The organism is Nocardia sp. NPDC005746 (assembly GCF_040630785.1).
Taxonomy (GTDB): Bacteria; Actinomycetota; Actinomycetes; order Mycobacteriales; family Mycobacteriaceae; genus Nocardia.
Genome location: NZ_JBEXYE010000011.1, coordinates 171,782 through 194,966, shown reverse-complemented (window position 1 = coordinate 194,966; position 23,185 = coordinate 171,782). Strand labels below are relative to the sequence as shown.

Annotated in this window: 22 protein-coding genes; 11 read left to right on the top strand and 11 right to left on the bottom strand. The window is 69.7% G+C overall.

Translation table 11 applies throughout. From position 1 onward, the window contains the following. Positions 1-52: 52 nt before the first annotated feature. Positions 53-1,642 (top strand): Na+/H+ antiporter, encoded by a 1,590-nt coding sequence (locus ABZ412_RS22125; RefSeq protein ID WP_357283064.1) that lies wholly within the window; start codon positions 53-55, stop codon positions 1,640-1,642. Between the two features lie 40 nt (positions 1,643-1,682). Here ABZ412_RS22125 and ABZ412_RS22120 read toward each other — a convergent pair whose 3' ends face one another. Then, a complete protein-coding gene (locus ABZ412_RS22120; protein ID WP_357283210.1) occupies positions 1,683-2,267 on the bottom strand; it encodes a YdcF family protein in 585 nt (194 codons plus the stop codon). A gap of 317 nt (positions 2,268-2,584) precedes the next feature. Between ABZ412_RS22120 and ABZ412_RS22115 the strand changes: the two genes are divergently transcribed. Beyond that, positions 2,585-3,484, top strand: coding sequence for a rhomboid-like protein (locus ABZ412_RS22115; RefSeq protein ID WP_357283063.1), 900 nt, complete (start codon positions 2,585-2,587; stop codon positions 3,482-3,484). Here the strand turns inward: ABZ412_RS22115 and ABZ412_RS22110 are convergent. From ABZ412_RS22110 to ABZ412_RS22090, 5 genes are read right to left on the bottom strand one after another with little or no spacing between them, the layout of a single operon-like run. Further along, entirely contained in the window at positions 3,383-4,570 is a 1,188-nt protein-coding gene (locus ABZ412_RS22110; RefSeq protein ID WP_357283061.1) for a cation:proton antiporter, read from the bottom strand. The two genes, ABZ412_RS22115 and ABZ412_RS22110, sit on opposite strands and share 102 nt — an antisense overlap. Before the next feature lie 5 nt (positions 4,571-4,575). Then, positions 4,576-5,058: a cation:proton antiporter regulatory subunit gene (locus ABZ412_RS22105; protein ID WP_357283060.1), complete on the bottom strand. Its 483-nt coding sequence runs from the start codon at positions 5,056-5,058 to the stop codon at positions 4,576-4,578. Between the two features lie 55 nt (positions 5,059-5,113). Further along, the gene (locus tag ABZ412_RS22100; RefSeq protein WP_357283208.1) at positions 5,114-5,482 is read right to left on the bottom strand and encodes a DUF952 domain-containing protein; all 369 of its coding nucleotides are present in this window, start codon (positions 5,480-5,482) and stop codon (positions 5,114-5,116) included. A 15-nt stretch (positions 5,483-5,497) separates the two neighbouring features. Next, the gene (locus ABZ412_RS22095; protein WP_357283058.1) at positions 5,498-5,908 is read right to left on the bottom strand and encodes an aldehyde dehydrogenase family protein; all 411 of its coding nucleotides are present in this window, start codon (positions 5,906-5,908) and stop codon (positions 5,498-5,500) included. After that, on the bottom strand, positions 5,874-6,506 hold the full coding sequence (locus ABZ412_RS22090; RefSeq protein WP_357283056.1) for an aldehyde dehydrogenase family protein: 633 nt from the start codon (positions 6,504-6,506) through the stop codon (positions 5,874-5,876). Before ABZ412_RS22090 ends, ABZ412_RS22095 begins: the two co-directional genes overlap by 35 nt. A gap of 136 nt (positions 6,507-6,642) precedes the next feature. Here ABZ412_RS22090 and ABZ412_RS22085 point away from each other — a divergent pair, with 136 nt between their 5' ends. From ABZ412_RS22085 to ABZ412_RS22065, 5 genes are all read left to right on the top strand, one after another. Next, the gene (locus tag ABZ412_RS22085) at positions 6,643-7,677 is read left to right on the top strand and encodes an AraC family transcriptional regulator (RefSeq protein WP_357283054.1); all 1,035 of its coding nucleotides are present in this window, start codon (positions 6,643-6,645) and stop codon (positions 7,675-7,677) included. A 213-nt stretch (positions 7,678-7,890) separates the two neighbouring features. Further along, complete coding sequence (locus tag ABZ412_RS22080; RefSeq protein WP_357283053.1) at positions 7,891-9,690, top strand: acyl-CoA dehydrogenase; 1,800 nt, start codon at positions 7,891-7,893, stop codon at positions 9,688-9,690. A gap of 475 nt (positions 9,691-10,165) precedes the next feature. Continuing rightward, positions 10,166-10,360, top strand: a complete 195-nt coding sequence (locus tag ABZ412_RS22075; RefSeq protein ID WP_246597932.1) for a hypothetical protein — start codon at positions 10,166-10,168, stop codon at positions 10,358-10,360. A 248-nt stretch (positions 10,361-10,608) separates the two neighbouring features. Then, the gene (locus ABZ412_RS22070) at positions 10,609-12,342 is read left to right on the top strand and encodes a DEAD/DEAH box helicase (protein ID WP_357283207.1); all 1,734 of its coding nucleotides are present in this window, start codon (positions 10,609-10,611) and stop codon (positions 12,340-12,342) included. A 1-nt stretch (position 12,343) separates the two neighbouring features. Further along, on the top strand, positions 12,344-12,898 hold the full coding sequence (locus ABZ412_RS22065; protein ID WP_357283051.1) for a hypothetical protein: 555 nt from the start codon (positions 12,344-12,346) through the stop codon (positions 12,896-12,898). 175 nt (positions 12,899-13,073) lie between these two features. Here the strand turns inward: ABZ412_RS22065 and ABZ412_RS22060 are convergent, their stop codons facing one another. Continuing rightward, positions 13,074-13,637 carry a class I SAM-dependent methyltransferase gene (locus ABZ412_RS22060; protein ID WP_357283206.1) on the bottom strand — a complete coding sequence of 188 codons (564 nt, stop codon included), beginning with the start codon at positions 13,635-13,637 and terminating at the stop codon, positions 13,074-13,076. A gap of 61 nt (positions 13,638-13,698) precedes the next feature. On the opposite strand from ABZ412_RS22060, the gene ABZ412_RS22055 reads away from it, so the two are divergent. Next, positions 13,699-14,466, top strand: a complete 768-nt coding sequence (locus ABZ412_RS22055) for a helix-turn-helix transcriptional regulator (RefSeq protein WP_357283049.1) — start codon at positions 13,699-13,701, stop codon at positions 14,464-14,466. A 44-nt stretch (positions 14,467-14,510) separates the two neighbouring features. Further along, positions 14,511-14,810, top strand: coding sequence for a DUF1905 domain-containing protein (locus tag ABZ412_RS22050; RefSeq protein WP_357283048.1), 300 nt, complete (start codon positions 14,511-14,513; stop codon positions 14,808-14,810). A 352-nt stretch (positions 14,811-15,162) separates the two neighbouring features. On the opposite strand, the gene ABZ412_RS22045 is transcribed toward ABZ412_RS22050, so the two are convergent. Then, on the bottom strand, positions 15,163-16,875 hold the full coding sequence (locus tag ABZ412_RS22045) for a DEAD/DEAH box helicase (protein WP_357283047.1): 1,713 nt from the start codon (positions 16,873-16,875) through the stop codon (positions 15,163-15,165). Between the two features lie 122 nt (positions 16,876-16,997). On the opposite strand from ABZ412_RS22045, the gene ABZ412_RS22040 reads away from it, so the two are divergent. Beyond that, positions 16,998-18,059 carry a YihY/virulence factor BrkB family protein gene (locus tag ABZ412_RS22040; protein WP_357283045.1) on the top strand — a complete coding sequence of 354 codons (1,062 nt, stop codon included), beginning with the start codon at positions 16,998-17,000 and terminating at the stop codon, positions 18,057-18,059. Here the strand turns inward: ABZ412_RS22040 and ABZ412_RS22035 are convergent. The 3 genes from ABZ412_RS22035 to ABZ412_RS22025 are packed head-to-tail and all read right to left on the bottom strand — an operon-like array spanning position 18,024 to position 22,131. Further along, complete coding sequence (locus ABZ412_RS22035; protein WP_357283044.1) at positions 18,024-19,991, bottom strand: acetoacetate--CoA ligase; 1,968 nt, start codon at positions 19,989-19,991, stop codon at positions 18,024-18,026. The two genes, ABZ412_RS22040 and ABZ412_RS22035, sit on opposite strands and share 36 nt — an antisense overlap. Then, positions 19,988-20,755 (bottom strand): 3-hydroxybutyrate dehydrogenase, encoded by a 768-nt coding sequence (locus ABZ412_RS22030; RefSeq protein ID WP_357283042.1) that lies wholly within the window; start codon positions 20,753-20,755, stop codon positions 19,988-19,990. Before ABZ412_RS22030 ends, ABZ412_RS22035 begins: the two co-directional genes overlap by 4 nt. Continuing rightward, complete coding sequence (locus ABZ412_RS22025) at positions 20,752-22,131, bottom strand: MFS transporter (protein ID WP_357283040.1); 1,380 nt, start codon at positions 22,129-22,131, stop codon at positions 20,752-20,754. The genes ABZ412_RS22030 and ABZ412_RS22025 overlap by 4 nt, the downstream gene beginning before the upstream one ends. 124 nt (positions 22,132-22,255) lie before the next feature. Between ABZ412_RS22025 and ABZ412_RS22020 the strand changes: the two genes are divergently transcribed. Next, the gene (locus tag ABZ412_RS22020) at positions 22,256-23,182 is read left to right on the top strand and encodes a LysR family transcriptional regulator (RefSeq protein WP_357283038.1); all 927 of its coding nucleotides are present in this window, start codon (positions 22,256-22,258) and stop codon (positions 23,180-23,182) included. Positions 23,183-23,185: the final 3 nt, after the last annotated feature.

Below are 23,185 nucleotides of genomic sequence, written 5' to 3'. Positions count from 1 at the left end.
AATCGGTCCGCGGTGTTCGACTTTCGGGCGCAGCCACAGCAAACTGAGGGCCGTGGACCACCATCAGCTGGAGTTGATCTTCGCGGTCCTGTTCGCGACCATCCTCGCGCAGCCGCTCGGACGACGGCTGGGCCAGGCCCCGGCGGTCCTGATGACCGCCTTCGGCGTGGTGCTCGCGCTCATCCCGCAGGTCCCCAATATCCAGATCGAACCGAAACTGATTCTGCCGCTGGTCCTCCCGCCGCTGCTGTACGCGGCCGCGCGACGCACCTCGTGGCGGCAGTTCGCCGAGAACTGGGTAGCCATCAGCCTGCGTGCCGTGGTACTGGTCATCGTCACCACCGTGGCCGTGGCCTGGGCCTTCCACCTCTGGTATCCGGCCATCCCGATCGCGGCGGCGGTCGCGCTGGGCGCGCTGGTGGCGCCGCCGGATCCGGTGGCGGTGTCGGCGCTGGCCGGCAGGCTGGGGCTGCCGCGGCGACTGGTCGCGGTGCTCGAGGGCGAGGGGCTGTTCAATGACGTGACCGCGATCGTGCTGTACACGGTCGCGGTGCAGGCGGTGGTGTCGGGCACCTTCTCCGCGTGGGGCGCAGTGCTCGACTTCGGGGTGTCGGCGCTGGTCGGGGCGGCGGTGGGGCTGCTGTTCGGCTGGGCCGGAAGCAAACTCATGCACCGGCTCGACGAGGCCCCGTGGCGGGTCGCGCTCGGGCTGCTGCTGCCGTTCGCGGCGTACGGGTTCTCGGAATCGCGCGGCGGGTCGGCGGTTCTGGCGGTGCTGGTGTGCTCGATGTACCTGACCGACGCCGCCACCGACTTCGGCGACAGCGATTACCGCCTGGTCGGCGACTCCTTCTGGGAGATCACCGAAATGCTGGTCACCGGGTTCGCGTTCGGGCTGATCGGACTGGAACTGAGCACGGTGCTGCGCGACTCCGGACCGGACTGGCCGCGTTTCCTCGGCGGGGCCGCCGTCGTCATCGCGGTGGTGGTGGGGTTGCGGCTGATCTGGCTGCTGATCACCACCAAGCTCTTCCAATCCTGGTGGCGCGCCCGCGATCGCGACGAGCCCTACAACTGGCGCGAGACCCTGGTCACCTGGTGGGCCGGTATGCGCGGGGTGGCGACCGTCGCACTCGCGCTGGCCATCCCGTTCACCACCGACACCGGGAAACCGTTCCCGGGCCGCACCGAAATCCTGTTCACGGCCTTCGCGGTCGTGCTGTTCACGCTGCTGCTGCAAGGCCCGACCCTGCCCGCGGTGGTGCGCGCCACCGGCGTGCGAGCCGACACCGGCGCGGAACGCGTCATCGAACGCGAGCTCTGGACCCGGGTGCTGCAGGCCGAACTCGCACGCCTGGAGGAGATCTCACAGACCGAGCACCTACCCGACGAGGTCTACGACCGGCTGCGGTCCGGCTTCGAACGCCGCCTCGCCCACGCCGACCCCGAGGCCGCCGACAGCAATGCCCGCATGGCCACCGATCGCGCGATCGCCTTCACCGCGAAGATGCGGGCCATCACCAACGACGTACTGGAAGCCGGCCGCGCCGAAGCTCTGGCCGCCCGCCGCGAACCCGGCGTCCCGCCGGATGTGGTGGACCGGGTGATGCGCCGTCTGGACCTGCGCGGCGCGGCCAACTGAGCCGCTCCCCCGCCGCAGACCGGCACACCTGATCGCGCGACTATCCGTTCCGGCCCAGCGACACGAGGACGGCCACGAATTCGCGCGCGAACGACTTGCGGGTCAGCAGACGGGTGGTCCGCGCCCCGGTGACTTCGGCCCGCAACCCCAGCCGCCGAGCCAGCCGTTGCGTCCGCAATACGTGAAAATCACTGGTGACCACCGTGATCCGCGCGGTGCGCGGGTCGATGCCGAGCGAGTGCAATTCCTCGGCGGTGAACCGCAGATTCTCCTCGGTGTTCCGGGACCGATTCTCCGCGACGATGCCCGTCGCCGGAATCGTGTGCGCCACAAGGTAATCAGCCATCGCCATCGCCTCCGGCACGGTTTCGCGGCCGCTCTGCCCGCCGGACACGACCACGAGCGGCCTGCGCTCCCGCTCGTCCCGGATCACCTCGAGCGCCCGATCCAGCCGCCGGGCCAGCATGGGCGAGACCCGGTTGCCGCGCAGTCGGCAGCCGAGCACGACCACCACCTCCGCGCCCGGCCGCGGCGCCCGCCGCGCCCGCCCGAGGGTGTATCCGGTGAATCCGAGGAACGGCGCCACCACCGCGGCCCCGGCCCACAGCATGACGCCCCGACACATCCGCACCCGGTCACACCTCCTGACAACGGCTCCAGCATCGAATGCTCACGCGCAGCTCGATCGAATGCCCGCGCACCGCATCGACGGTAGTCCCCCGCCGCCGCGCCGCCGTCGCCCCGGGGCCGAGCACGATCCGCGCAGGTGCTCATGACCCATGAGCGCGGCTCGCGGCGACCGCGACCCTGGTCATGGATCGAGTATTGGGCGTGGGCTCGCCCGTGACGTGGCCGAATACGGCTCGATCGCGCAGATCCCGGTGCACAGGCGGGTCGCGGCGATGCACTGACCGGGCCCTGACCTCGGGTTAGCATGACGCAATGGCATTGGGCACCTATCAGCCGCCCTGGCTGCGGACCGTTGACCTCGGTGAGCAGGTCCGCGCCCTCGTCCAGTGGTGGGCGCAGCCGCATCGGGTGCGGCGCGGGATCCAGGCCTATCGCGATCTGCTCGCGGTCACCCCGGCGTGTATCGCCTACGCGTTCACCTTGTTCATCACCTGGTGGACGCTGCGCGGGGCGAGCGACATCGTGGGCCGGCGGCTGATCTTCTCGGCCTCGACGAATCTGCGCAATATGCAGCGGGATCCGATCCAGGTGCTGGTGGCCTCGGCCTTCTGGACCGATGGCGGCTTCCCCTGGGGCGAGATCGTCATCCTGATCACCTTGATGGCGCTGGCCGAACGGTGGCTGGGGTCGCTGCGCTGGATCGTGGTGGTGGCCATCGGCCATGTCGGGGCGACCCTGATCACGGTGCTCGGCATCGCGCACAAATTGGACAAGCAGCTGATCCCGACCCGGGTGGCGTTCGCCTCGGACGTCGGCCCCAGTTACGGCATCTCGGCCATGCTGGCGGTGCTGGCCTTCCGGTTGCGGGGTCCGGCCCGTTGGGTGTGGGCGCTGGCCATGGCGGTCTGGTACGGGTACGGGGTGTGGCACGGGCGCACGTTCACCGACTACGGCCATTTCTTCGCGCTGCTCATCGGTTTCGCGGTGGGCGCGGTCGCGGTGGCGCTCTCGCACCGGTTGATCGCGGTGCGCGAGCGCAAGGCGGCGAAGCGGAATCCGGCCGTCACCGGTGGGGCGCAACCCACCGATGCGGGCGGAAACAGCGCGAATTCAGCTGGGGACGGGATCGATCCGCCCGCGGTCGCGTTGGACCAGCCGGATGGCGGGCTCGACGACGCGGGCCGCGATCGGGCCGAGCACGGCCATCATTAGCACGTAGGCCGAGGCCAGCGCCGCCAGCCGCGGATCCACCCCGCCCACCGAAACCGCCAGCCCGGCAATGACGATGGAGAATTCGCCGCGCGCCACCAACGCCGCGCCCGCGCGCGCCCGGCCCATCCGCCGGATCCCCTGCCGCGAAGCCGCCCACCACCCGGTGCCGATCTTGGTCAGCGCGGTCACGACCGCCAGCAGCACCGCCCAGCCCAGGACCGGCGGAATCGCGGTGGGATCGGTATTGAGCCCGAAGGCCACGAAGAAGATCGCCGCGAAGAGGTCTCGCAGGGGTTCGAGGAGTTTGGCCGCCTCCTGGGCGGTGGATCCGGAGATGGCGATGCCGAGCAGGAACGCCCCGACCGCCGCCGACACCTTCAGCGCCGAGGCCGCGCCCGCCACCAGCAGCGCCGCGCCGAGCAGCTTGAGCAGGAACACTTCCCGGTCGTTGCTGTCCACGATGGCCGACACGTAGCGGCCGTAGCGCAGCGCCACGATGAGCACCACGGTGATCGCCACCAGCGCGATGGCCAGCGATCGAAGTCCGCTGGCGAAGCTCAGCCCGGCCAGCATCATGGTGAGGATCGGCAGATACACCGCCATCGCCAGATCCTCGAACACCAGGATGGACAACACCACCGGCGTCTCGCGGTTACCGAGCCGCCCGAGGTCGTTGAGCACCTTGGCGACGATGCCCGAGGACGAGATGTAGGTGACGCCGCCCATGGTGACGGCGCCGACCGGGCCCCACCCGAGCATGAGCGCGACCACCACGCCGGGCGTGGCATTGGCGACGATGTCGAGCAGACCCGCCACCCAGGAGCGGCGCAGCCCGGTCACCAATTCGGCGGCGGTGTATTCCAATCCGAGCAGCAGGAGCAGCAGCACCACGCCGATCTCGCCGGCCATGTGCCCGAATTCGGTGGCGGCCTTCATCTTCACGATGCCGCCCTGACCGAAGGCCAGGCCGCCCAGCAGATAGAGCGGGATCGGCGACATGCCGAAGCGGGCGGCCAGGCGGCCCAGCATGCCGAGCGCGAACAAGATCGCGCCGAGTTCGAACAGGGCTAGGCCGGTCGAGTCCACCGGGCTCAGCCGTCGGCCAGGATGCGAGCGGCCGCGTCCAGCCCGTGCGGAGTTCCGACCACGACCAGGATGTCCCCGGAGTCGAGCACCTGATCCGGCCCCGGCGACGGTTGCACCTGCCCCGCCCGCATGATCGCGACGATGGACGCCTTGGTGCGGGTCCGCATGGCGGTCTCCCCCAGCATGCGCCCTCGATACGGCGAGCTCCCGCTGACGCTGAGCTGCCGGGTGGTGATCCCGGGTAGGTCGGAGTGTTCTTCCCTGAGCTGCTGCACCAGCTGCGGTGCGCCCAGCAGGTTGGCCAGCACCGCGGCCTCGTCCGGGGTCAGCGGCACCTGCGCGATGCAGGCGTCCGGGTCGTCGCGCTGGGAGACGATGAGGTCGATTCCGCCGTCCCGGTGCGCGACGACTCCGATCCGCCGACCCGATCTGACTTCGAAGTCCTTGCGGACACCGATACCGGGCAGGGCAGTCACATCGACGTTCACGCGTCCAGATTAGGACAACCCGCGCGAATCGCGGGGAGCTACGTCCGGGGCGTGATCAGTTCGCTTCCAGCGGGGCGAAGCCGCCGTCGGGTCCGGGCGCGAAATCGGTCACCGCGGTGACGGCTGTCAGCGGCAGCGGACCGTACAGGTGGGGGAACAGCATGGAATCCGGATCGGTGGGCACACCCGGCTCCCATTTCACCGGTGAACCGAGCGCGGCGGGATCCAGGTGCAGCAGCACCAGATCGGTACGGCCGGCGAAGAGGCGATTCGCGGGCAGATGCGCCTGGTACGGGGCGGACAGATGGATGAATCCGGCCTCGGCCAGCGAGGGCGCGCGGTATTCGCCTGCGGCGCGGGCGTTCTCCCACTCGTCGCGGGAGCAGATGTGCAGCAGGGTGGCCGGTGTCGTGTCCTGTTCGATTCCCACCCGTCCAATCTAGGCGAGGGCGGCCGATCCGCATCGGCTCGGCGCGGCCCGGCGGCTCAGTACGGCTGGGGCCGGGCCACGTGCGGGCCGACGTCGTTGACGGCGACCCAGGGCGGGGGCGAGACGGGCGGCGGCGCGGCCCGCGGCGACCGTGTCTCCGGTCCACACGCTCACGCAGGGTCCGGCCGGGGTGCGGCCCGCGAGGTCGAAGGCCGCGCCCGCGTCCCCCACCCGGACCACGGGCAGCACCGGACCGAGGGTCTGCTGGGTGAACACGGCCATGGCCGGGCCGACCTCCCCGAGCACGGTGGGTTCGAATCCGACATCCGTGGCGCGGCCGCCGCAGCGCAGGGTCGCGCCCGTGGCCAGCGCCGCGCGCACCTGGTCATCGACCCGGCCGACGTGCGAGGCCGAGGTCATCACCCGGCCGCGATCTCGTCGCGAGGACGGGTCCGAAGGCGGCGGCCTCGGCGGTCAGTCTGTCCAGAAAGGTGTCGTGGACCGATGACTCGACGATGACGCGTTCCACGCTATTACAGCTTTGCTCATTGTTCGCCAGCCCGCCGAGGGCCTGACCACCGCGCCCGCGGGCCGGGACACGACCTGCTGTATGGCCGCTCCGGGACGTATGGCGACCTGGGGGGTGCCGCCCGCCCAGGAACTCCGCGCCGTGCGCGCGATAGTGGTCGAGAGTGTCGACGGCCAGGCCGAACTCGGCATCGGCCTCCGTCGCGGTCTTGCCGGTCTCCCGGCCCAGCAGCGCCACCAGATCGGTCCGGTTGTCCAGCAACCAGTTTCGGAAGACGGTGAGCCAGTGGACGCGGCCCACCACCCCCAGCGAGTGCCAGAGCACGGCGTGGTCGCGCAACCGCTCGACGGCGGCGCGCACCCGATCGGGCGTCTCGGCGGCGATGGTGTCCACGACACGGCCGTCGGCGGGTGCGATCACGGTGAGCATGAGCGGACGGACCTTTCCGGCATCCGGCACCCGATACGGCGGGTACCGCGTGGTGCGCATGAATCTCACCGTATGGGTGCGGTTTTCGGGCGACCAGCTCACAATCGGCCAGGAATCGGCGAATATGAGCCGCACCCAGGCAACTTACCAACCGGTAACGGCATTGCGGACGCCCGAAGTTTGCAAGACTTCCCGAGTGACGGAAGAGTTGGCGCAGATTCGTTCCATCACCAGCACCGCGCTGCTGGCCGATTTCGCTGTGGGCCGCGGCATTCCACTGGCCGACGTGCTGCGCGGCAGCGGCATCCGCGAACCCGCCCTGCACGATCCGTCGACCGAAATCACCATGGCGCAGGAGTACTCCGTCCTGGCCAATGTCGTCACCGCCACCGACGACGAACCCGGCATGGGACTGCTCGCCGGACTGCTGTGCCACCCGCCGTCCATGGGCGTACTCGGCTTCGCGCTGATGAGCAGCGCCAGCCTGCGGCATGCGATGGACATCGCCCTGCGCTACGCGGACCTGTCGTTCACCACCGCCCGCCACTCCATCGACACCCGCGACACCCAGGTCTGGATCCAGCGCGACGACAGCGCGCTACCCGCCGAGATCCGGCGCTTCGCCCTGGAACGGGATCTGGCGGCCATCGCCACCGTCCAGCAGGACCTCATTCCGATCCGCATCCCCGCCGTGCGCGTCGAGCTCTCTATCGCCGCCCACTCGATTTACGAGATGTTCGGCGCGGTCTTCGGCGTCGAGGATGTGCGCTTCTCGATGCCGCGGTCCCGCATGGAATTCCAGGCGGCCACCCTGGAAACCCCACTCCCCCAGGCGAACCTGTCCACCGCCCGCTTCTACGAGCAGCAGTGCGCCGACCTGATGGAGTCCCGGCAGAGCCGCGGCGGCCTCAGCGGCCGGGTCCGCCAGCTCCTCATCCGCCACGGCGGCTCCGCCGACCAGACCCGCATCGCCGCCGACCTCGACGTCAGCGTCCGCACCCTGCGCCGCCGCCTCGCCGAGGAGGGCACCACCTTCCGCGAACTCAGCCTGGAGACCGTCGGCATGCTCGCCGAGGAACTGCTCATCGCCGGCCTCACCGTCGAGCAGGCCGCCGACCGACTCGGCTATGCCAGCGTGTCCGCGTTCGCCTCCGCCTTCCGCACTTGGAAGGGCCAGTCGCCCGGACACTTCGGCCGCGCCCACCGCGGCCGCCACGCGGTGCGGTCGTGACAATGCACGCGGCACGCGCGGCGGTGCGGTCGTGACAGTGCGCGCGGCGCACGGGTGATGGTTCGGGCATCCGAGCGCGGAGTTACCGGAACCCCCTACCGACCCTGAACCAGGTTCGGTAGGTTTCGACGCGTCGACGCTGGTCAGCGGAGCGCGTAGGTCATCTGGTAGACCGGCAGGTACGACTTCACGTACCCGACCGTCCGAGGAACCATGAACCCGTCCACCATCATGTCCGCGCGCGACCTCGAGTTCCTGCTCTACGAGTGGCTCGACGTGGAGTCCCTGACCACCCGGGACCGCTTCGCCGACCACTCCCGCGACACCTTCGACCAGGTACTGCGGCTGTGCCAGGACCTGGCCACGGCCTACTTCGCCCCGCACAATCGTGAGAGCGATCTGCACGAGCCCACCTTCGACGGCGAGCGCGTGCACATCATCCCCGCCGTCGGTAAAGCGCTGCAGGCCTTTGCCGACGCCGGAATGATCGGCGCGGCAATGGATTACGAGGTCGGCGGGATGCAGTTGCCGCACTCGGTCTACACCGCGTGCATGTCGTGGTTCCACGCGGCCAATGTCGGCACCGCCGCCTACGCGCTGCTCACCACCGGCAACGCGAATCTGCTTGCCGCGCACGGCAGCCCGGAGCAGATCGACGCCTACGTGCGCCCCATGCTGGAGGGCCGCAGCTTCGGCACCATGGCATTGTCGGAGCCGCAGGCCGGGTCCAGCCTGGCCGACATCACCACCCGGGCGGCGCCCGCGGCGGACGGCTCCTACCGCGTGTTCGGACACAAGATGTGGATCTCCGGCGGCGACCACGAGCTGTCGGAGAACATCGTGCACCTGGTGCTGGCCCGGATCCCGGGCGCGCCGGAGGGCACCCGCGGCATCTCGCTGTTCGTGGTGCCGAAGTTCCTGCCCGACGCAGACGGCAAACCGACCGTGCACAACGACGTCGTGTTGTCGGGCATCAACCACAAGATGGGCTGGCGCGGCACCGTGAACACCGCACCGGTGTTCGGCGACGGCAACTTCACCCCCGGCGGCGAGCCGGGCGCCGTCGGCTATCTGGTGGGCGAGCCGAATCACGGTCTGGCGCAGATGTTCACGATGATGAACGAGGCCCGCATCGGCGTCGGCCTGGCGTCCACGGCGCTCGGCTACACCGGCTACCTGAAGTCGCTCGACTACGCGCGCACCCGCCCGCAGGGCCGACCGGTCAGCGCCCGCGGCGGCGCGCAGGTCCCGATCATCGAGCACCCGGACGTGCGGCGCATGCTGCTGGCGCAGAAGGCCTATGCCGAAGGGGCGCTCGCACTGCAGCTCTACTGCGGCAAGCTGGTCGACGAGCACCGCACCGCGGCAACCGAATCCGGCCGCGAGCGGGCGGGCGCGCTGCTGCGCATCCTGACACCGATCGCCAAGTCCTGGCCCAGCCAGTGGTGCCTGACCGCCAACGACCTGGCCATCCAGATCCACGGCGGCGCCGGCTACACCCGCGACTACGACGTGGAACAGCACTACCGCGACAATCGCCTCAACCCGATTCACGAAGGCACCCACGGCATTCAGAGCATGGATCTGCTCGGCCGGCAGGTCACCCTCGACAACGGCGCCGCCCTGGCGGCCCTGCTGGAGACGATGGCGGCCACCGTCGCCACGGCTCGCGGCGCCGGCGACGCCGAGCTGACCGGATTCGCCGATGCCCTCGAGGCCGCCATGGGCCGGCTGGCCGCCACCACGGCGGGCCTGTGGGGCACGGGCAACCCCGAAGCGGCGCTGACCAATTCGGCGGTCTATCTGGAGGCGTTCGGCCATGTGGTGCTGGCCTGGATCTGGCTCGAGCAGGCGGTGGCCGCCCACGCCCTACCCGAGTCGGCCTTCGGCCACGGCAAGCGACTGGCCGCCCGGTACTTCTTCCGCTGGGAACTCCCCCGCACCGCACCGCAATTCGACCTGCTCGACTCCGGCGATCGCACCACCGCGGAACTCGACGAATCCTGGTTCTGAACACGCCGAGCGGCGCGGCCGTTCGCGACGGGCGAACGATGCAGGCAGGGCATACCCCCTGATGGTATCGAAGCCCCAGGTGAACCCGAGGTCGCGCCGGTCGCGGCCGGGTCTCCGATTCAGCCGCCTTGATTACGGTTTGCTGGCGCGCAGGGCACGACAGCCAATCGGAGTGTGAGTGTCGGTGCGCCCGGGTAGTCTCCCGATAGACAACTCGATCAGCGTGTTCGAACGGGAGGTTCCTCCGTCCTGACGGGCAGTCACCAGGACCTGTTCGCTTTCAGCGAAATCCCAGGTCGTGTTACTGAAAACACACGGGAAACTGCACGGGAACAAAGCCCTCTCGCCGAACGTCTGACAGAGTAGTCAACAAGCCACTGCTGGGAAGTAGCGGTAGCGAGGTTCGCGGAATGGTCCGCGGGCCCCCACACCAGGCGAACGGTGCGTGAACACCCAGAGCCAGGACGGAGGAGTCATGCCAGGAACCCTGACTAGCACCCCACTGACCGCGGTCGATCGTTGCGACCGCTGCGGGGCGGCTGCGCGCGTGCGCGCGACCTTGCCCGCGGGTGGAGAGTTGCTCTTCTGCCAGCATCACGCCAATGAGCACATGGACCGTCTTCGTGAGCTCGAGGCCGTGATCGACTCGGAGTCGGCACCGGCGCTGTAACAGCTCCTCCCAACTCACGACAATTCCATCTTCCCAACAGAAAACCCCGAAAGCGGGCGACCGGCAGGTCGCCCGCTTTCGCTATGCATGACTGCTATAAAACGTGGTGGCGGTCACAACTGTGGCCGAGGACACGTGAAAAGTATTGCGCGCAACGCGAGAAGCGTCATGTGCGCCCGGCGAGTCCAGCCGGGTACAACGGATGGGTGCCGCAGACCTCGCAAGCCACCTACCTGCAGGATCGCCATATGGTCGCGCTCTGGACGTGGACCGGCCACGGTCCCGGACGCGCGCCGCGCGAACTGGGCGAGGTACAGACCCTCGCCCTGGCCGTCCCGGACCGCGACGCCATCGCGGTCGCCGACGTGGAATGCGCTCTGGTGGAACCGGACCGGTTATGCACTCTGGCTATCGAAAATCCCGGCGAATCAATACACCGGTTACGTGAAGCCCTCGACGCCGACCTCGAGACCCGCCTGCTGCCCACGGCCGCGCACGCCGTCCCCAACGCCACCGGAACGGCCGTGGCATCCGCGGCCCGGACCCTGCGGGCACTGCGCGACACCGTCGCGCTGAGCGCCGAGCTGCGCTCCGGACTGAAGGCCGAGCTGCGGCCGTATCAGGCGCGCGGCATCACCTGGCTGCGTGAGACGACCGCCACACACGGCGGCGCGGTACTGGCCGACGAGATGGGCCTCGGCAAGACCGTGCAGGCCATCGGCTATCTCCTCGGGAAGGCCGGAGACGGGCCACAACTCGTGGTGTGTCCAACATCACTCGTCGGCAACTGGGCGCATGAGATCGAGCGATTCGCGCCCGGACTGCGGGCCGTGGCCTGGCGCGGCGGCGACGCCCCGGACGCGGACGCGGGCGCCATCGTGGTGACCGGCTACCCGACCCTGCGCGGGCACGGCGAGGCCCTGGCCGGGCAACGCTGGGCGAGCGTCGTTTTCGACGAGGCACAGGTGCTCAAGAATCCGCGCACCCAGGTCGCCAAGGCGGCGCGGGCGATTCCCGCCGACGCGCGCATCGCGTTGACCGGCACACCGGTGGAGAACCACCTCGACGAACTGTGGGCGCTGCTGAACCTGGTCGTGCCCGGCGAGTTCACCCACAAAGCGCAGTTCCGGCGGCGGTTCGTGCGGCCCATCAGCGAAGGCTCGGCGAATGCGGTGCTGCGCTTGCGCGACACCCTCGAGCCGATTGTGCTGGGGCGCCGCAAGACCCAGGTCGCCGCGACCCTGCCGCCCAAGATCCACACCGACCTGGTGTGCGACCTGACCGCGGAACAGGAACGGATCTACGACCAGCTGCTGGACCGCGCCGAGGCCCAGGGCTTCGGCAGCGGCGCGCAACGGCACACCCGGGTGCTGGCCGTGCTGACCGAACTCAAGCAGGTGTGCAACCACCCCGGGCTGATCACCGGAGATCTGAGCGAATTGGCCGGGCGCTCCGGCAAATTCGACGTCTGCTCCGACATCCTGGCCGGCAACCTCGACAACGACTCCCCCACCCTGGTGTTCACCCAGTACCGCAAGACCGGCGAACTGCTGGTCCGGCACTGCGCCGAGGAGTTCGGGGTGGCGGCGCCGTTCTTCCACGGCGGACTGAACGCCGAGCAGCGCGCCGAGATCGTCTCCGGCTTCCAATCCCCCGACGGCCCACCGATCCTGGTGCTGAGCCTGCGCGCCGCGGGCACCGGCCTGACCCTCACCCGGGCCGCCGACGTCGTGCACTACGACCGCTGGTGGAATCCGGCCGTGGAGGCCCAGGCCTCCGATCGCGCGCACCGCATCGGGCAGACCCGCACCGTCACCATCACCACCCTCACCTCGGGCACCACCATCGAGGAGCACATCGCGGGCATGCACGACCGCAAGTCCGCGCTCACCGACCTCACCGACGCGGCCGGTGTCGCCGAACTCGCCCGCCTCGACGATGAACGACTACTGGAACTGCTGCGCCGGAAGCGGGGGAACTGACATGGCCGACAACGAATTCGGATACACCGCCTGGGGCAAGGACTGGGTCCGGCTCGCGGAACCGTTGAACCTCACCAAACCCGAGCCGCTGCTCCCCCGCGCCCGCAGCATCGCCCGCAACAACGGCGTCCGCACCGAGATCGAGGGCACCGTGGTCCGGGCCCACATCCACCGCGGCTCCGAAGCCTCGGTGACCCACCTGGAACTGACCTCGTTCCCGCGCTCCACCATCGACGCCATCGCCGCCGTGGTCCCCGCCGACAGCCTCACCCTCAGCGACGATCTGCACACCGCGGTCCTCGCCGCGGGCATCTCGGTCACCCCGATCCTCGCGGCCACCGACTGCTCCTGCCGCGCCCGCAACGCCCGCTGCCTGCACATGCTGGCCGCCTGCTACGCGGTCGTCCGGCTGATCGACGAAAACCCCTGGCTCGCCTTGGATCTCCAGGGCTACCGCCTCGCCCCGCCGGCCGCCGACGCCGACGCCGAAGCCCCGATATCGATTCCTCGCTGGACGCCCATCGACGCCCTGGACCCGGCGGTGTTCTTCGGCTGAGCAATCAGCCCTCCCGCACTGAGCGCGGCACGACGTGTCGATGGGGCCGGCGCGTCGCCGCGCCACCCGGCGGGCCCGAGCGCGCTGCGCGGCAACGGGTTCACCAGCGCCGGCCGGGGTGGCCGGCCCAACCGCGCTTCGGACCTGACGGGCCGGTCAGCGGCGGCAGTCCGGCCTACTCGGGGCGGCGGGCGCGGAAGCGGAAGTAGGTTGCCGCGCTGTGGACTTCGATATCGGTGAAACCGACGCGGGTGAGGCGGGCCCGCATCGTCTCGGGCGGGACCGGGACGCAGGTGTCGCCGAGGTGGATGAGGCGGAAGGTGAGGCGGTCGATGCCGTCGCTGCCCGCGAAGACGCCGCCGGGGCGCAGGACCCGGAAAGCCTCGGCGAAGAGCTCGTCCTGCAAGGCGGGGGTGGGGACGTGGTGGAGCATGGTGAAGCTGACCACGGAGCTGAACTCGGTGCCGGGCAACGGCATCGCGGTGGCGTCGCCCTCGATGATCCGCATCGCGCCGGCCTTACGGGTACGCAGGCGGGCGGCCAGGGCCGGGTCGATCTCGAGGCCGGTGAGGGCGGGGACGCGGGCGCGCAGGGTGTCGACGTTCGCGCCGTAGCCGGGTCCGATCTCGAGGGCGTTGTCGCCGAGGTCGATGTCCCGCAACACCCACGGGACGATCTGGTTCGCGCTGGCCCGCTCCCAGGTGTTCGAGCGGCAGAGTAGCTGGTGAAAGTAGTTCATCCCCATGGCCATAACGCTAGGACGGGGCGTGTATGGCCGCGAGAGACTACAGTGACAGATTATGTCGCCAAACGGTCAGACCCGGGTGCTGGCCCCGCCATCGGGGCCGACCGCCATGGTGTTCGGCCTCGGCACGCTGCCCGCCGGGTACTGGTTCGACGAACACGAGCACGAACAGCACCAGATCGCCTGGGCCGCACAGGGAGTGCTGACCGTCGAGACACCGGGCGGGCACTGGGTGCTGCCGCCGACGCGCGCACTGTGGATCCCCGGCGGGACGGTCCACCGGACCGGCACCCTCGAGGGCGCGATCATGCACGGCATCTTCCTGACCCCCGATCGGTCACCGGTGCACTATCCGGACCCGGTGATGCTGCGTGTGGATCGGCTCCTGCACGAACTGTTCTTGCACCTGACCGCGACCACCACCACCGATGCCCAGCGCGAGCGCACCGAGGCGGTGGTGTTCGACCTGCTCGATCCGGTGGAGGTGATCCCCATCGGCGCGCGCACCCCCGAGGAGCCGCGCACCCGCCGCGTCGCCGAGCTGCTGCGCGCCGACCCGGCCGACCAGCGCACCCTGGCCGAACTGGCGGACGCGGTCGCCACCAGTCCCCGCACGCTGGCCCGGGGCTTCCTCGCCGGGACCGGAATCACCTTCGGCCAGTGGCGAACCCAGCTCCGCCTGGCCGCCTCGCTGCCCTTGCTGGCCTCGGGTCTGCCGGTCGCCCGGATCGCGGCCCGGGTCGGGTACTCCACCCCGAGCGCCTACGTCGCCGCCTTCCACCGCGAGGTCGGCGTCTCCCCGGCCCGCTACTTCACCCGCTGACCGTCGAACCCGAACCTGTCGGCCCTCGCGGCTATCGTCGGGGCATGGCGAAGTCCACGTACACGTTCACCGCCGAGCTCTGGGAATGGGAAGCCCAGGCCGCGTGGCACTTCGTGAGCCTGCCCGAGGCCATCACCGACGAGATCGACGAACTCTACGGCCACACCGCCGCCGGATTCGGTTCGGTCAAGGTGAAAGTCACCGTCGGCACCAGCCGCTGGTCCACCTCGATCTTCCCCGACAGCAAGCGCGGCACCTATGTACTGCCGATGAAGAAGGCGGTGCGCACCGCCGAAGGGCTCGCCGCGGGCGACCCCGTCGTCGTCGAACTACAGATCGCCTAGCGACGCCGCCACGGCGGGGATGCGGTCCGCGACAAGCGCTCTCGTCACGGACCGGCAGTTCTCGCCCGGCCCTCTCCCTGGGACGGCTTCAGCCTCACCTACCCCGCGCGCCACGTTCACGCCGGCGTTGCCGCTCGTCCCATCCGGCTCGGCCCGACGCGTCGCCCGACTGCGCGCCGATGTCTCGATCAGCCGGCGACGAACACCGTCACCGAGATCGGCGGGGCCCGCACACGCGGTGGATGCCGACCGAGATCGCGCTGCGATGACCGTATACGGCATGGTCACAGACGTGTCGGGACGCGGCCGGCGACAGTCGCTCTCGTCCATGTCGGGCGCGGGACGCCCCCGGTCAGACCCGACGCAGGGCAGCGATGCGCTGCGAGAGTTGGTCGGCGGTGGCCAGCGCGGTGGGCGGGCCGCCGCATTCGCGGCGCAGGTCGCCGTGGATGACGCCGTGCGGTTTGCCGGTGCGGTGGTGGTGCATGGCGACCAGGCTGTTGAGTTCGCGGCGCAATTCACCCAGGCGGTCGGCGGTGGCGGCGCGTTCGGCGGCCGCCTCCACCCCGGCGCCGGACGGGCGGGCCTCGGCGGCGGCACTGCGGTCCTGGAGTTGGCGGGACTGGCGTTCGCGCAGCAGCGCGCGCATCTGGTCGGCGTCGAGCAGGCCCGGGATGCCGAGGTAGTCGGCTTCCTCGTCGCTGCCGGAGAAGGTCGCGGTGCCGAAGGAGTCGCCGTCGTAGATGACCTGGTCGAGTTCGGCGTCGGCGGCGAGGGCGATGAACTTCTTCTCCTCCTCGCCCGGCTCGTCCTTCTGCTTGTTGGCGTCGATGAGCAGTTCGTCCTCGAGGCCGTTGGCCTCGCGGTGCGGTTTGCCGATGACGTGGTCGCGCTGCAGTTCCAGCTGCGCGGCCAGGTCCAGTAGCACCGGCACCGACGGCAGGAACACGCTCGCGGTCTCACCGGCCTTGCGGGCGCGCACGAAACGGCCGATGGCCTGCGCGAAGTACAGCGGAGTGGAGGCGCTGGTGGCGTACACGCCGACCGCGAGCCGCGGGACGTCGACGCCCTCGGACACCATGCGCACCGCGACCATCCACGGGTCGGTGTTGTTGCTGAACTCGCCGATGCGGTCGGAGGAGTCCGGATCGTCGGACAACACGATGGTCGGCTTGGTGCCCGAGATGTGTTCCAGCAGTTCGGCGTAGTCGCGCGCCTTCTCCTGGTCGGTGGCGATCACCAGGCCGCCCGCGTCGGGCATGCCGGTGGCGCGCAACTGCCGCAGCCGGGTGTCGGCCGCGGTGAGCACCTTCGACATCCAGTCACCGGCCGGGTCCAGGGCGGTGCGCCAGGCCCGCGCGGTCTGTTCCGCGTTCAACGGTTCGCCCAGGCGCGCCGAGTACTCCTCGCCCGCGCTGTCGCGCCAATGCGCCTCGCCGGAGTAGGCGAGGAACACCACGGGTCGGACGACCCCGTCGGCGAGCGCCTCGGAGTAGCCGTAGGTGTGGTCGGCGCGCGACTTCTCGAACCCGGACTCGTCGGCCTCGTAGGTGATGAACGGGATCTTGGAGTCGTCGCTGCGGAACGGGGTTCCGGTGAGGTGCAGGCGGCGGGTGGCGTCGCTGAACGCCTCCTCGACCGCCTCACCCCAGCTCTTGGCGTCGCCGGCGTGATGGATCTCATCCATGATCACCAGCGTCTTGCGGTTCTCGGTGCGCACCCGGTGCTTGAACGGATGCGAGGCGATCTGCGCGTAGGTGACGACCACGCCGTGATAGTCCGACGAAGTGGAACCGGTCGAGTTGGAGAAGTTCGAATCCAGCTGGATGCCGGTGCGCGCGGCCGAGGCCGCCCACTGGTGCTTGAGGTGCTCGGTGGGCGCGACCACCGTCACCTGGTCGACCGTGCGATCGTTGAGCAGCTCGGCGGCCACCCGCAACGCGAAGGTCGTCTTACCCGCGCCGGGCGTGGCGACGGCGAGGAAGTCCCGTGGCTTGGCAGTCAGATACTTCGTCAGCGCCCTGCGTTGCCATGCACGTAGCGAACCGCCACCACCCGAAGTCACTCGGAAGAGATTAGCGAGTGCGACCGACTGCTTTCCAATCCGACACAGCCCCTCCGAGTGCCGCACGACACATTGCGGGTCCCATCCCATTCGAAGCCCTGGTAGGCGATGCTTGGACCACGATGAACGCGCACGACGAATCTCCGCAACACGCCGACGCGTCCCCGCCCGGCATCCCCGTCGTGCTCGCCGACACCCGCTGGGGCCGCTCCCGGCAGCTCGTGACGCACGTCGCGGTCAAGGCGTGGGGCGACTCCATCTTCGCCAAATCCGCGGCGGCCGCCTTCTGGCAGACGCTGTCGCTGGCCCCGTTGCTGCTGGGTCTGCTCGGCAGCCTCGGCTATGTCGGACACTGGTTCGGGCCGAACACGGTGAACATCGTGCAGTCCAAGATCGTGAGCTTCGCGCGGAAGGCGTTCAGCCCCAGTGTGGTCGACACCCTGGTCCAGCCGACCGTGAACGACGTGCTGCAACGCGGTCACGGCGGTGTGGTGTCGGTGGGTTTCGTGCTGTCGCTGTGGGCCGGGTCCTCGGCCATGGCGACCTTCGTCGACGCCATCACCGCCGCGCACGGCCAGGCCACCGCCCGCCACCCGGTCTGGCAGCGCATCTTCGCGCTGCTGCTCTACGTCGGCTTCCTGGTCGTGGCAGTGCTGATCCTGCCGCTGATCGCGCTGGGCCCGACCCTGATGGGCCGGGTCCTCCCGCACGGGTGGCGGGAACCGGGCCTGCGCCTGATCGACGCCTTCTACTACCCGGCGACCGGTCTGCTGCTCATCGTCGGGCTGACCTTCCTCTACAAGACCGCGCTGCACCGCACCCTGCCGTGGCATCGCCTCTTCGGCGGGGCGCTGGTCGCGGGCGTCTTCTTCATGGCCGCCAGTGAGGGCCTGCGCCGCTATCTGGCCTGGATCACCCGCACCGGCATCTCCTACGGCGCGCTCGCCGCCCCGATCGCCTTCCTGCTGTTCACCTTCTTCCTGGGCTTCGCGATCATCCTCGGCGCGGAGTTCAATGCCAGCGTCGAGGAGTTCTGGCCCGCCCGCGCCACCCGCTGGGATCAGCTCCGCCACTGGTGGCAGTCGCGCAGACCGCCCGCGCCGGAATCGAGTGATCCGGAGCCCGGGCGATCACCTGAGCCGGGCGGGTCAGCCGGGCCGCAGCGCCGCGAACCAGTCCAGTAGTTCGGGGCGGTCGACGGCTCCGCGGGCGACGACCTCGCCGGGATCGCTGCCCTGGAAGAGCTTCTTCAGCGGGACTTCGAGTTTCTTGCCGGTCCGCGTGTGCGGGATGCCCGGGGCGGCGATGATCTCGTCGGGTACGTGCCGCGCCGAGAGTTCGCTGCGGATGGCCGTATTCACCCGGTGGCGCACCTCGTCGGTCAACTCGGCGTCCTCGGCGAGCACCACGAACAACGGCATCCAGTAACCGCCGCCGGGCTGCTCGACGCCGAGTACCAGCGCGTCGTCGATCTCGGGCAGGGCGCTCACGGCCCGGTAGATGTCGGCGCTACCCATGCGAATCCCGTTGCGGTTGAGGGTGGAGTCCGAACGGCCGTGCACGATCACGCTGCCGCGCTCGGTGCGGGTGATCCAGTCGCCGTGCCGCCACACACCGGGGTAGGCGTCGAAGTACGCCTCGCGGTATCGGGCGCCGTCGGGGTCGTTCCAGAATCGCAGCGGCATCGACGGCATGGGCGCGGTGATCACCAGCTCCCCCACGTCGCCCCGGGTGGGGCGGCCGTGTTCGTCCCAGGAGTCCAGCGCCACACCGAGATAGGGGGCGGACAGCTCCCCGGGCCAGACCGGCACCGTCCGCACGCCGCCGGCGAAGGCCGACACCACGTCGGTGCCGCCGCTGATCGAGGACACCGACACGTGCTCACCCACGGCGTCGCGCACCCAGAGCGAGGACGATGGCGGCAGTGCAGCGCCCGTGACGCCGACCGACCGCAGGGCTGACAGGTCATGGTCACGGCCCGGCGCCGCGCCGGCCTTCTCGCAGGCGAGCAGGTATCCGGGGCTGGTGCCCACCACGGTCGCGCGGGTGCGGGCCGCCAACCGCCACAACTCGTCCGGCGCGGGGTGGGCGGGGCTGCCGTCGTAGCAGACGATGGTGGCTCCGACGAGCAAGCCGGCGACCTGGTAGTTCCACATCATCCAGGACGGACTGGTGTACCAGAAGAAGGTGTCCTCGGGCCCGATATCCGATTGCAGGGACAGCGATTTCAGGTGTTCTAGCAGCACGCCGCCGTGCCCGTGCACGATTCCCTTCGGTTTTCCGGTGGTGCCCGAGGAGTACAGGACCCACAGCGGATGGTCGAAATCCACTGCCACCGTGTCGATTCCGGACCCCTCGTACTCCATCGAGGCGACGCTGTCCCAGGTCAGGGCTCCGTTCACCGCGAGCCCGAGCCGGGAGATGGCCACGGTCGCCCGCAGTGTGGGCAATCCGGCGCGCAACGCCGCGATCTCGTCGCGCTTGTCGTGCGCTCTGCCCGCGTACCGGTAGCCGTCCGCGGTGATCAGCACGGTCGGCTCCAGCTGCCCGAGCCGGTCGAGCGCGGCCTGGGCCGAATAGTCCTGCCCGCAGACACTCCAGATCGCGCCGATGCTCGCGGTGGCGAGGAAGGCGATGACCGTCTCGGCGATATCGGGCAGGTACCCGGCCACCCGATCCCCGGATCCGACACCCAGGGTGCGCAGCGATCGGGCGAGCGCGCCTGTGCGGGTGAGCAATTCCGGCCAGGACAGCTCACCCGGCGGGGCGTCCTCACGCAGCGTCACGATGGCGGGCCGGTCGGTGCGCGCTTGCCGCACCACCTGATCGACGTAATTGACCGTGGCGCCGGGGAACCAGCGGGCTCCCGGCATGGAGTCGTCGGCCAGCACCGCACCGGGCACGTCGCCGAGCTCGAACCAGTCCCACACCGCTCGCCAGAAGCCGGGCAGATCATCGACCGACCACTGCCACAGCGCTTGATAGTCGGGCAGGCGCACGCCGGTGCGCTCGGCGGCGAACCGCGCGAACCGCGTGATCCGCGCGTCCTCGATGACGTCGAGGCCCGGTGTCCACTGCGGCTCGTGGCCGGCCGCCGGTGCGAAGATCCCTGTCATCGTGCGCTCCATCCACCGTCCATGGTGTACGAAGCTCCGGTCACCATGCCCGCCATATCGGAGGTGAGCCAGCCGACCAGCGAGGCGACCTCCTCCGGTTCGACGAGCCGTTTGATCGCGCTCTCGGTCAGCATGACGGTCCGCACCACCTCCTGCTCGGCGATCCCGTGCGCCTTGGCCTGATCGGCGATCTGTTTGTCCACCAAGGGGGTCCGCACGTAGCCCGGATCGACGCAGTTGCTGGTGATCCCGAACGGCCCGCCCTCCAACGCCGTCACCTTCGACAGACCTTCGAGGGCGTGCTTGGCCGTCACATACGCGGACTTGAAGGCCGAGGCGCGCAGGCCGTGCACGGAGGAGACGTTGACGATCCGCCCGAACCGCCGCCGCTGCATATGCGGCAGCGCGGCGCGGGTGAGCAGGAACGGCGCCTCCACCATGAGCGCGAGCATGGTCCGGAACCGTTCGGGCGGGAATTCGGTGATGGGAGCGACGGTTTGGACGCCGGCATTGTTGACCAGGATGTCGACGTCCAGTTCCAGGTTCTCCAGGGCGGCGACGTCGGACAGGTCGACTTCCCATGCGGTGCCGCCGATCTCGGTGGCCACCGTCTTGGCGGCCACCCCGTCGATGTCGGCGACCCGCACCGCCGCGCCGCGCCGGGCCAGCTCCCGCGCGCACGCCGCGCCGATCCCGCTCCCGCCGCCGGTGACCAGCACCGTCCGCCCGTGCAGGGCACCCTCGCCGCGATCGCCCGGGCTCATGCGCTCACCGTCTTCGAATCAGCCTGCGTCGCGGTCTCTTCCGCGTCGGCGCGGTCGACGGCCTCGAGGTCGAGGCCCTTCGTCTCCTTCGCGCACAGCACCGCGATCACGGTCACCGCGCACGCGGCGGCGAGGTACACGGCGATCGGCACCGCGGACTTGTAGACGTCCAGCAGCTTCACCGCGATGATCGGCGCGAGCGAACCGGCCACGATGGAGGTCACCTGATAGCCCAGGGACACACCGGAATACCGCATGCGGGTGGGGAACATCTCGGCCATGATCGCCGGCTGCGCCGCGTACATGAGGGCGTGGAACACCAACCCGATGATGACGGCGAGCAGGATCAGGGCATTGTGCTTGGAGTCCATCAGCGCGAATCCGAAGAAGCCCCAGGTCCCCGCCGCCAGTGCGCCGATGAGATAGATCGGCTTGCGCCCGTATCGATCGCTGAGCCGCCCCGCCAGCGGGATGACCACGAAATGCACGGCGTGCGCGGCCAGCAGCCACCACAGGATCACCTTGGTGTTCGCGCCGACATGCACCTTGAGATAGGTGATGGAGAACGTGACGACCAGGTAGTACATGATGTTCTCGCCGAAGCGCAGGCCCATCGCCGTGAACACACCGCGCGGGTACCGCTTCAGCACCTCGAACGGGCTGAACGAATCGGCCTTCTCCCGCTCCGCCTGCTGTTGCGCCGCAAGGAAAATGGGCGCGTCGGTGATCTTGCTCCGCACGTAGTAGCCGATCAGCACCACCACCGCCGAGAGCCAGAAGGCGACCCGCCAGCCCCAGGACAGGAACGCCGCGTCCGACAGCGACGAGGTCAGCACGAGCAGCACGACGGTGGCGGTCATGTTCCCGAGCGGCACCGCCGCCTGTGGCCACGACGCCCAGAACGCGCGCCCCCGGCTCGGGCTGTGCTCGGCCACGAGCAGCACCGCGCCGCCCCATTCGCCGCCGATGGCGAAGCCCTGGATGAACCGCAGCGTCACCAGCAGCACCGGAGCCAGGTAGCCGACCTGAGCGAAGGTGGGCAGGCAGCCCATCAAGAAGGTGGCCGCGCCGACCAGCACCAGGCTCAGCTGCAGCAGCTTCTTGCGGCCGTGCCGATCGCCGAAGTGCCCGAACACGATTCCGCCGATCGGGCGCGCCGCGAAGCCGACCGCGTAGGTGATGAACGCGGCGAGGATGGCATCCAGATCGCTGGTGCCCTTGGCGAAGAACACCTTGTTGAACACCAGCGTCGCCGCGGTGCCGTAGAGGAAGAACTCGTACCACTCCACGACGGTGCCGGCCATGGAGGCCGCCACCACCCTCCGGAGTGCGGCGGGACCGGTTCCCGCCTGCCGCACCGCTTCTCGGACGCTCATGCCTGATCTCCTTCACACACGGGCCGCGTTGTGACGCAGCCCACAGCACTGAAGGAGAGTATTCGTGCAGACCGAAGTCGCTGCAATGACCACTTTCGCAACCGATATCTGCAAATATGCAGAAATGAGCGCGACCTCCGCCACCCCGAGCCCCGATGATCTGCTGGTGCTGCTCGCGGTCGGCCGCAGCGGTCGATACGTCTCCGCGGCCGACGAACTCGGCATCAACCACACCACGATCTCGCGCCGCATCGCCGCGCTCGAACGGGCGCTCGGCGGACGGGTCCTGGACCGCGGCTCGGGCGGATGGGAACTCACCGATCTGGGCCGTGCGGCACTGCGGGCCGCCGAATCCGTCGAATCCGCGGTCAAATCCCTCACCGGCGCGCGCGGCGAGCGCGTGCTCGAAGGCGTGGTCCGCATGTCGGCGACCGACGGTTTCAGCGCCTACCTGGCCGCCCCGGCGATCGCGGACATCCAGCGTCTGCACCCTCGGATCAGCGTCGAGATCGTCACCGGCACCCGGCGCGCGTCCCCGCAGCGCTCGGGCCTGGATCTCGAGATCGTGGTCGGCGAACCCCGGCTCCGCCGCGCCGAGGCGCTGCGTCTCGGCGATTACGTGCTGGGCCTGTACGGGTCCCGGGCCTACCTGGCCGAGCACGGCGCTCCCGCCTCGGTCGCGGACCTGCCGGACCATCCCCTGATCTACTTCATCGACTCCATGCTCCAGGTCGACGACCTGGACCTGGCCTCCGGATTCGCCCCGGCCATGCGCGAATCCATCTCCTCCACCAATGTTTTCGTCCACGTGGAGGCCACCCGGGCCGCCGCGGGCCTGGGCCTGCTGCCGTGTTTCATGGCCGACCGCCACGCCGACCTGGTGCGCGTACTGCCCGACCAGGTCGGCGTCCGCCTCACCTACTGGCTGGTCTCGCGCGCCGAGACACTGCGCCGCCCCGAGGTGGCCGCGGTGGTCGAGGCCCTGCGCGCCCGGGTGCACGCGGAGGCCGACGCCTTGCTCGGCACCTTCGGGACGCGGCCGAGCGCCTGATTC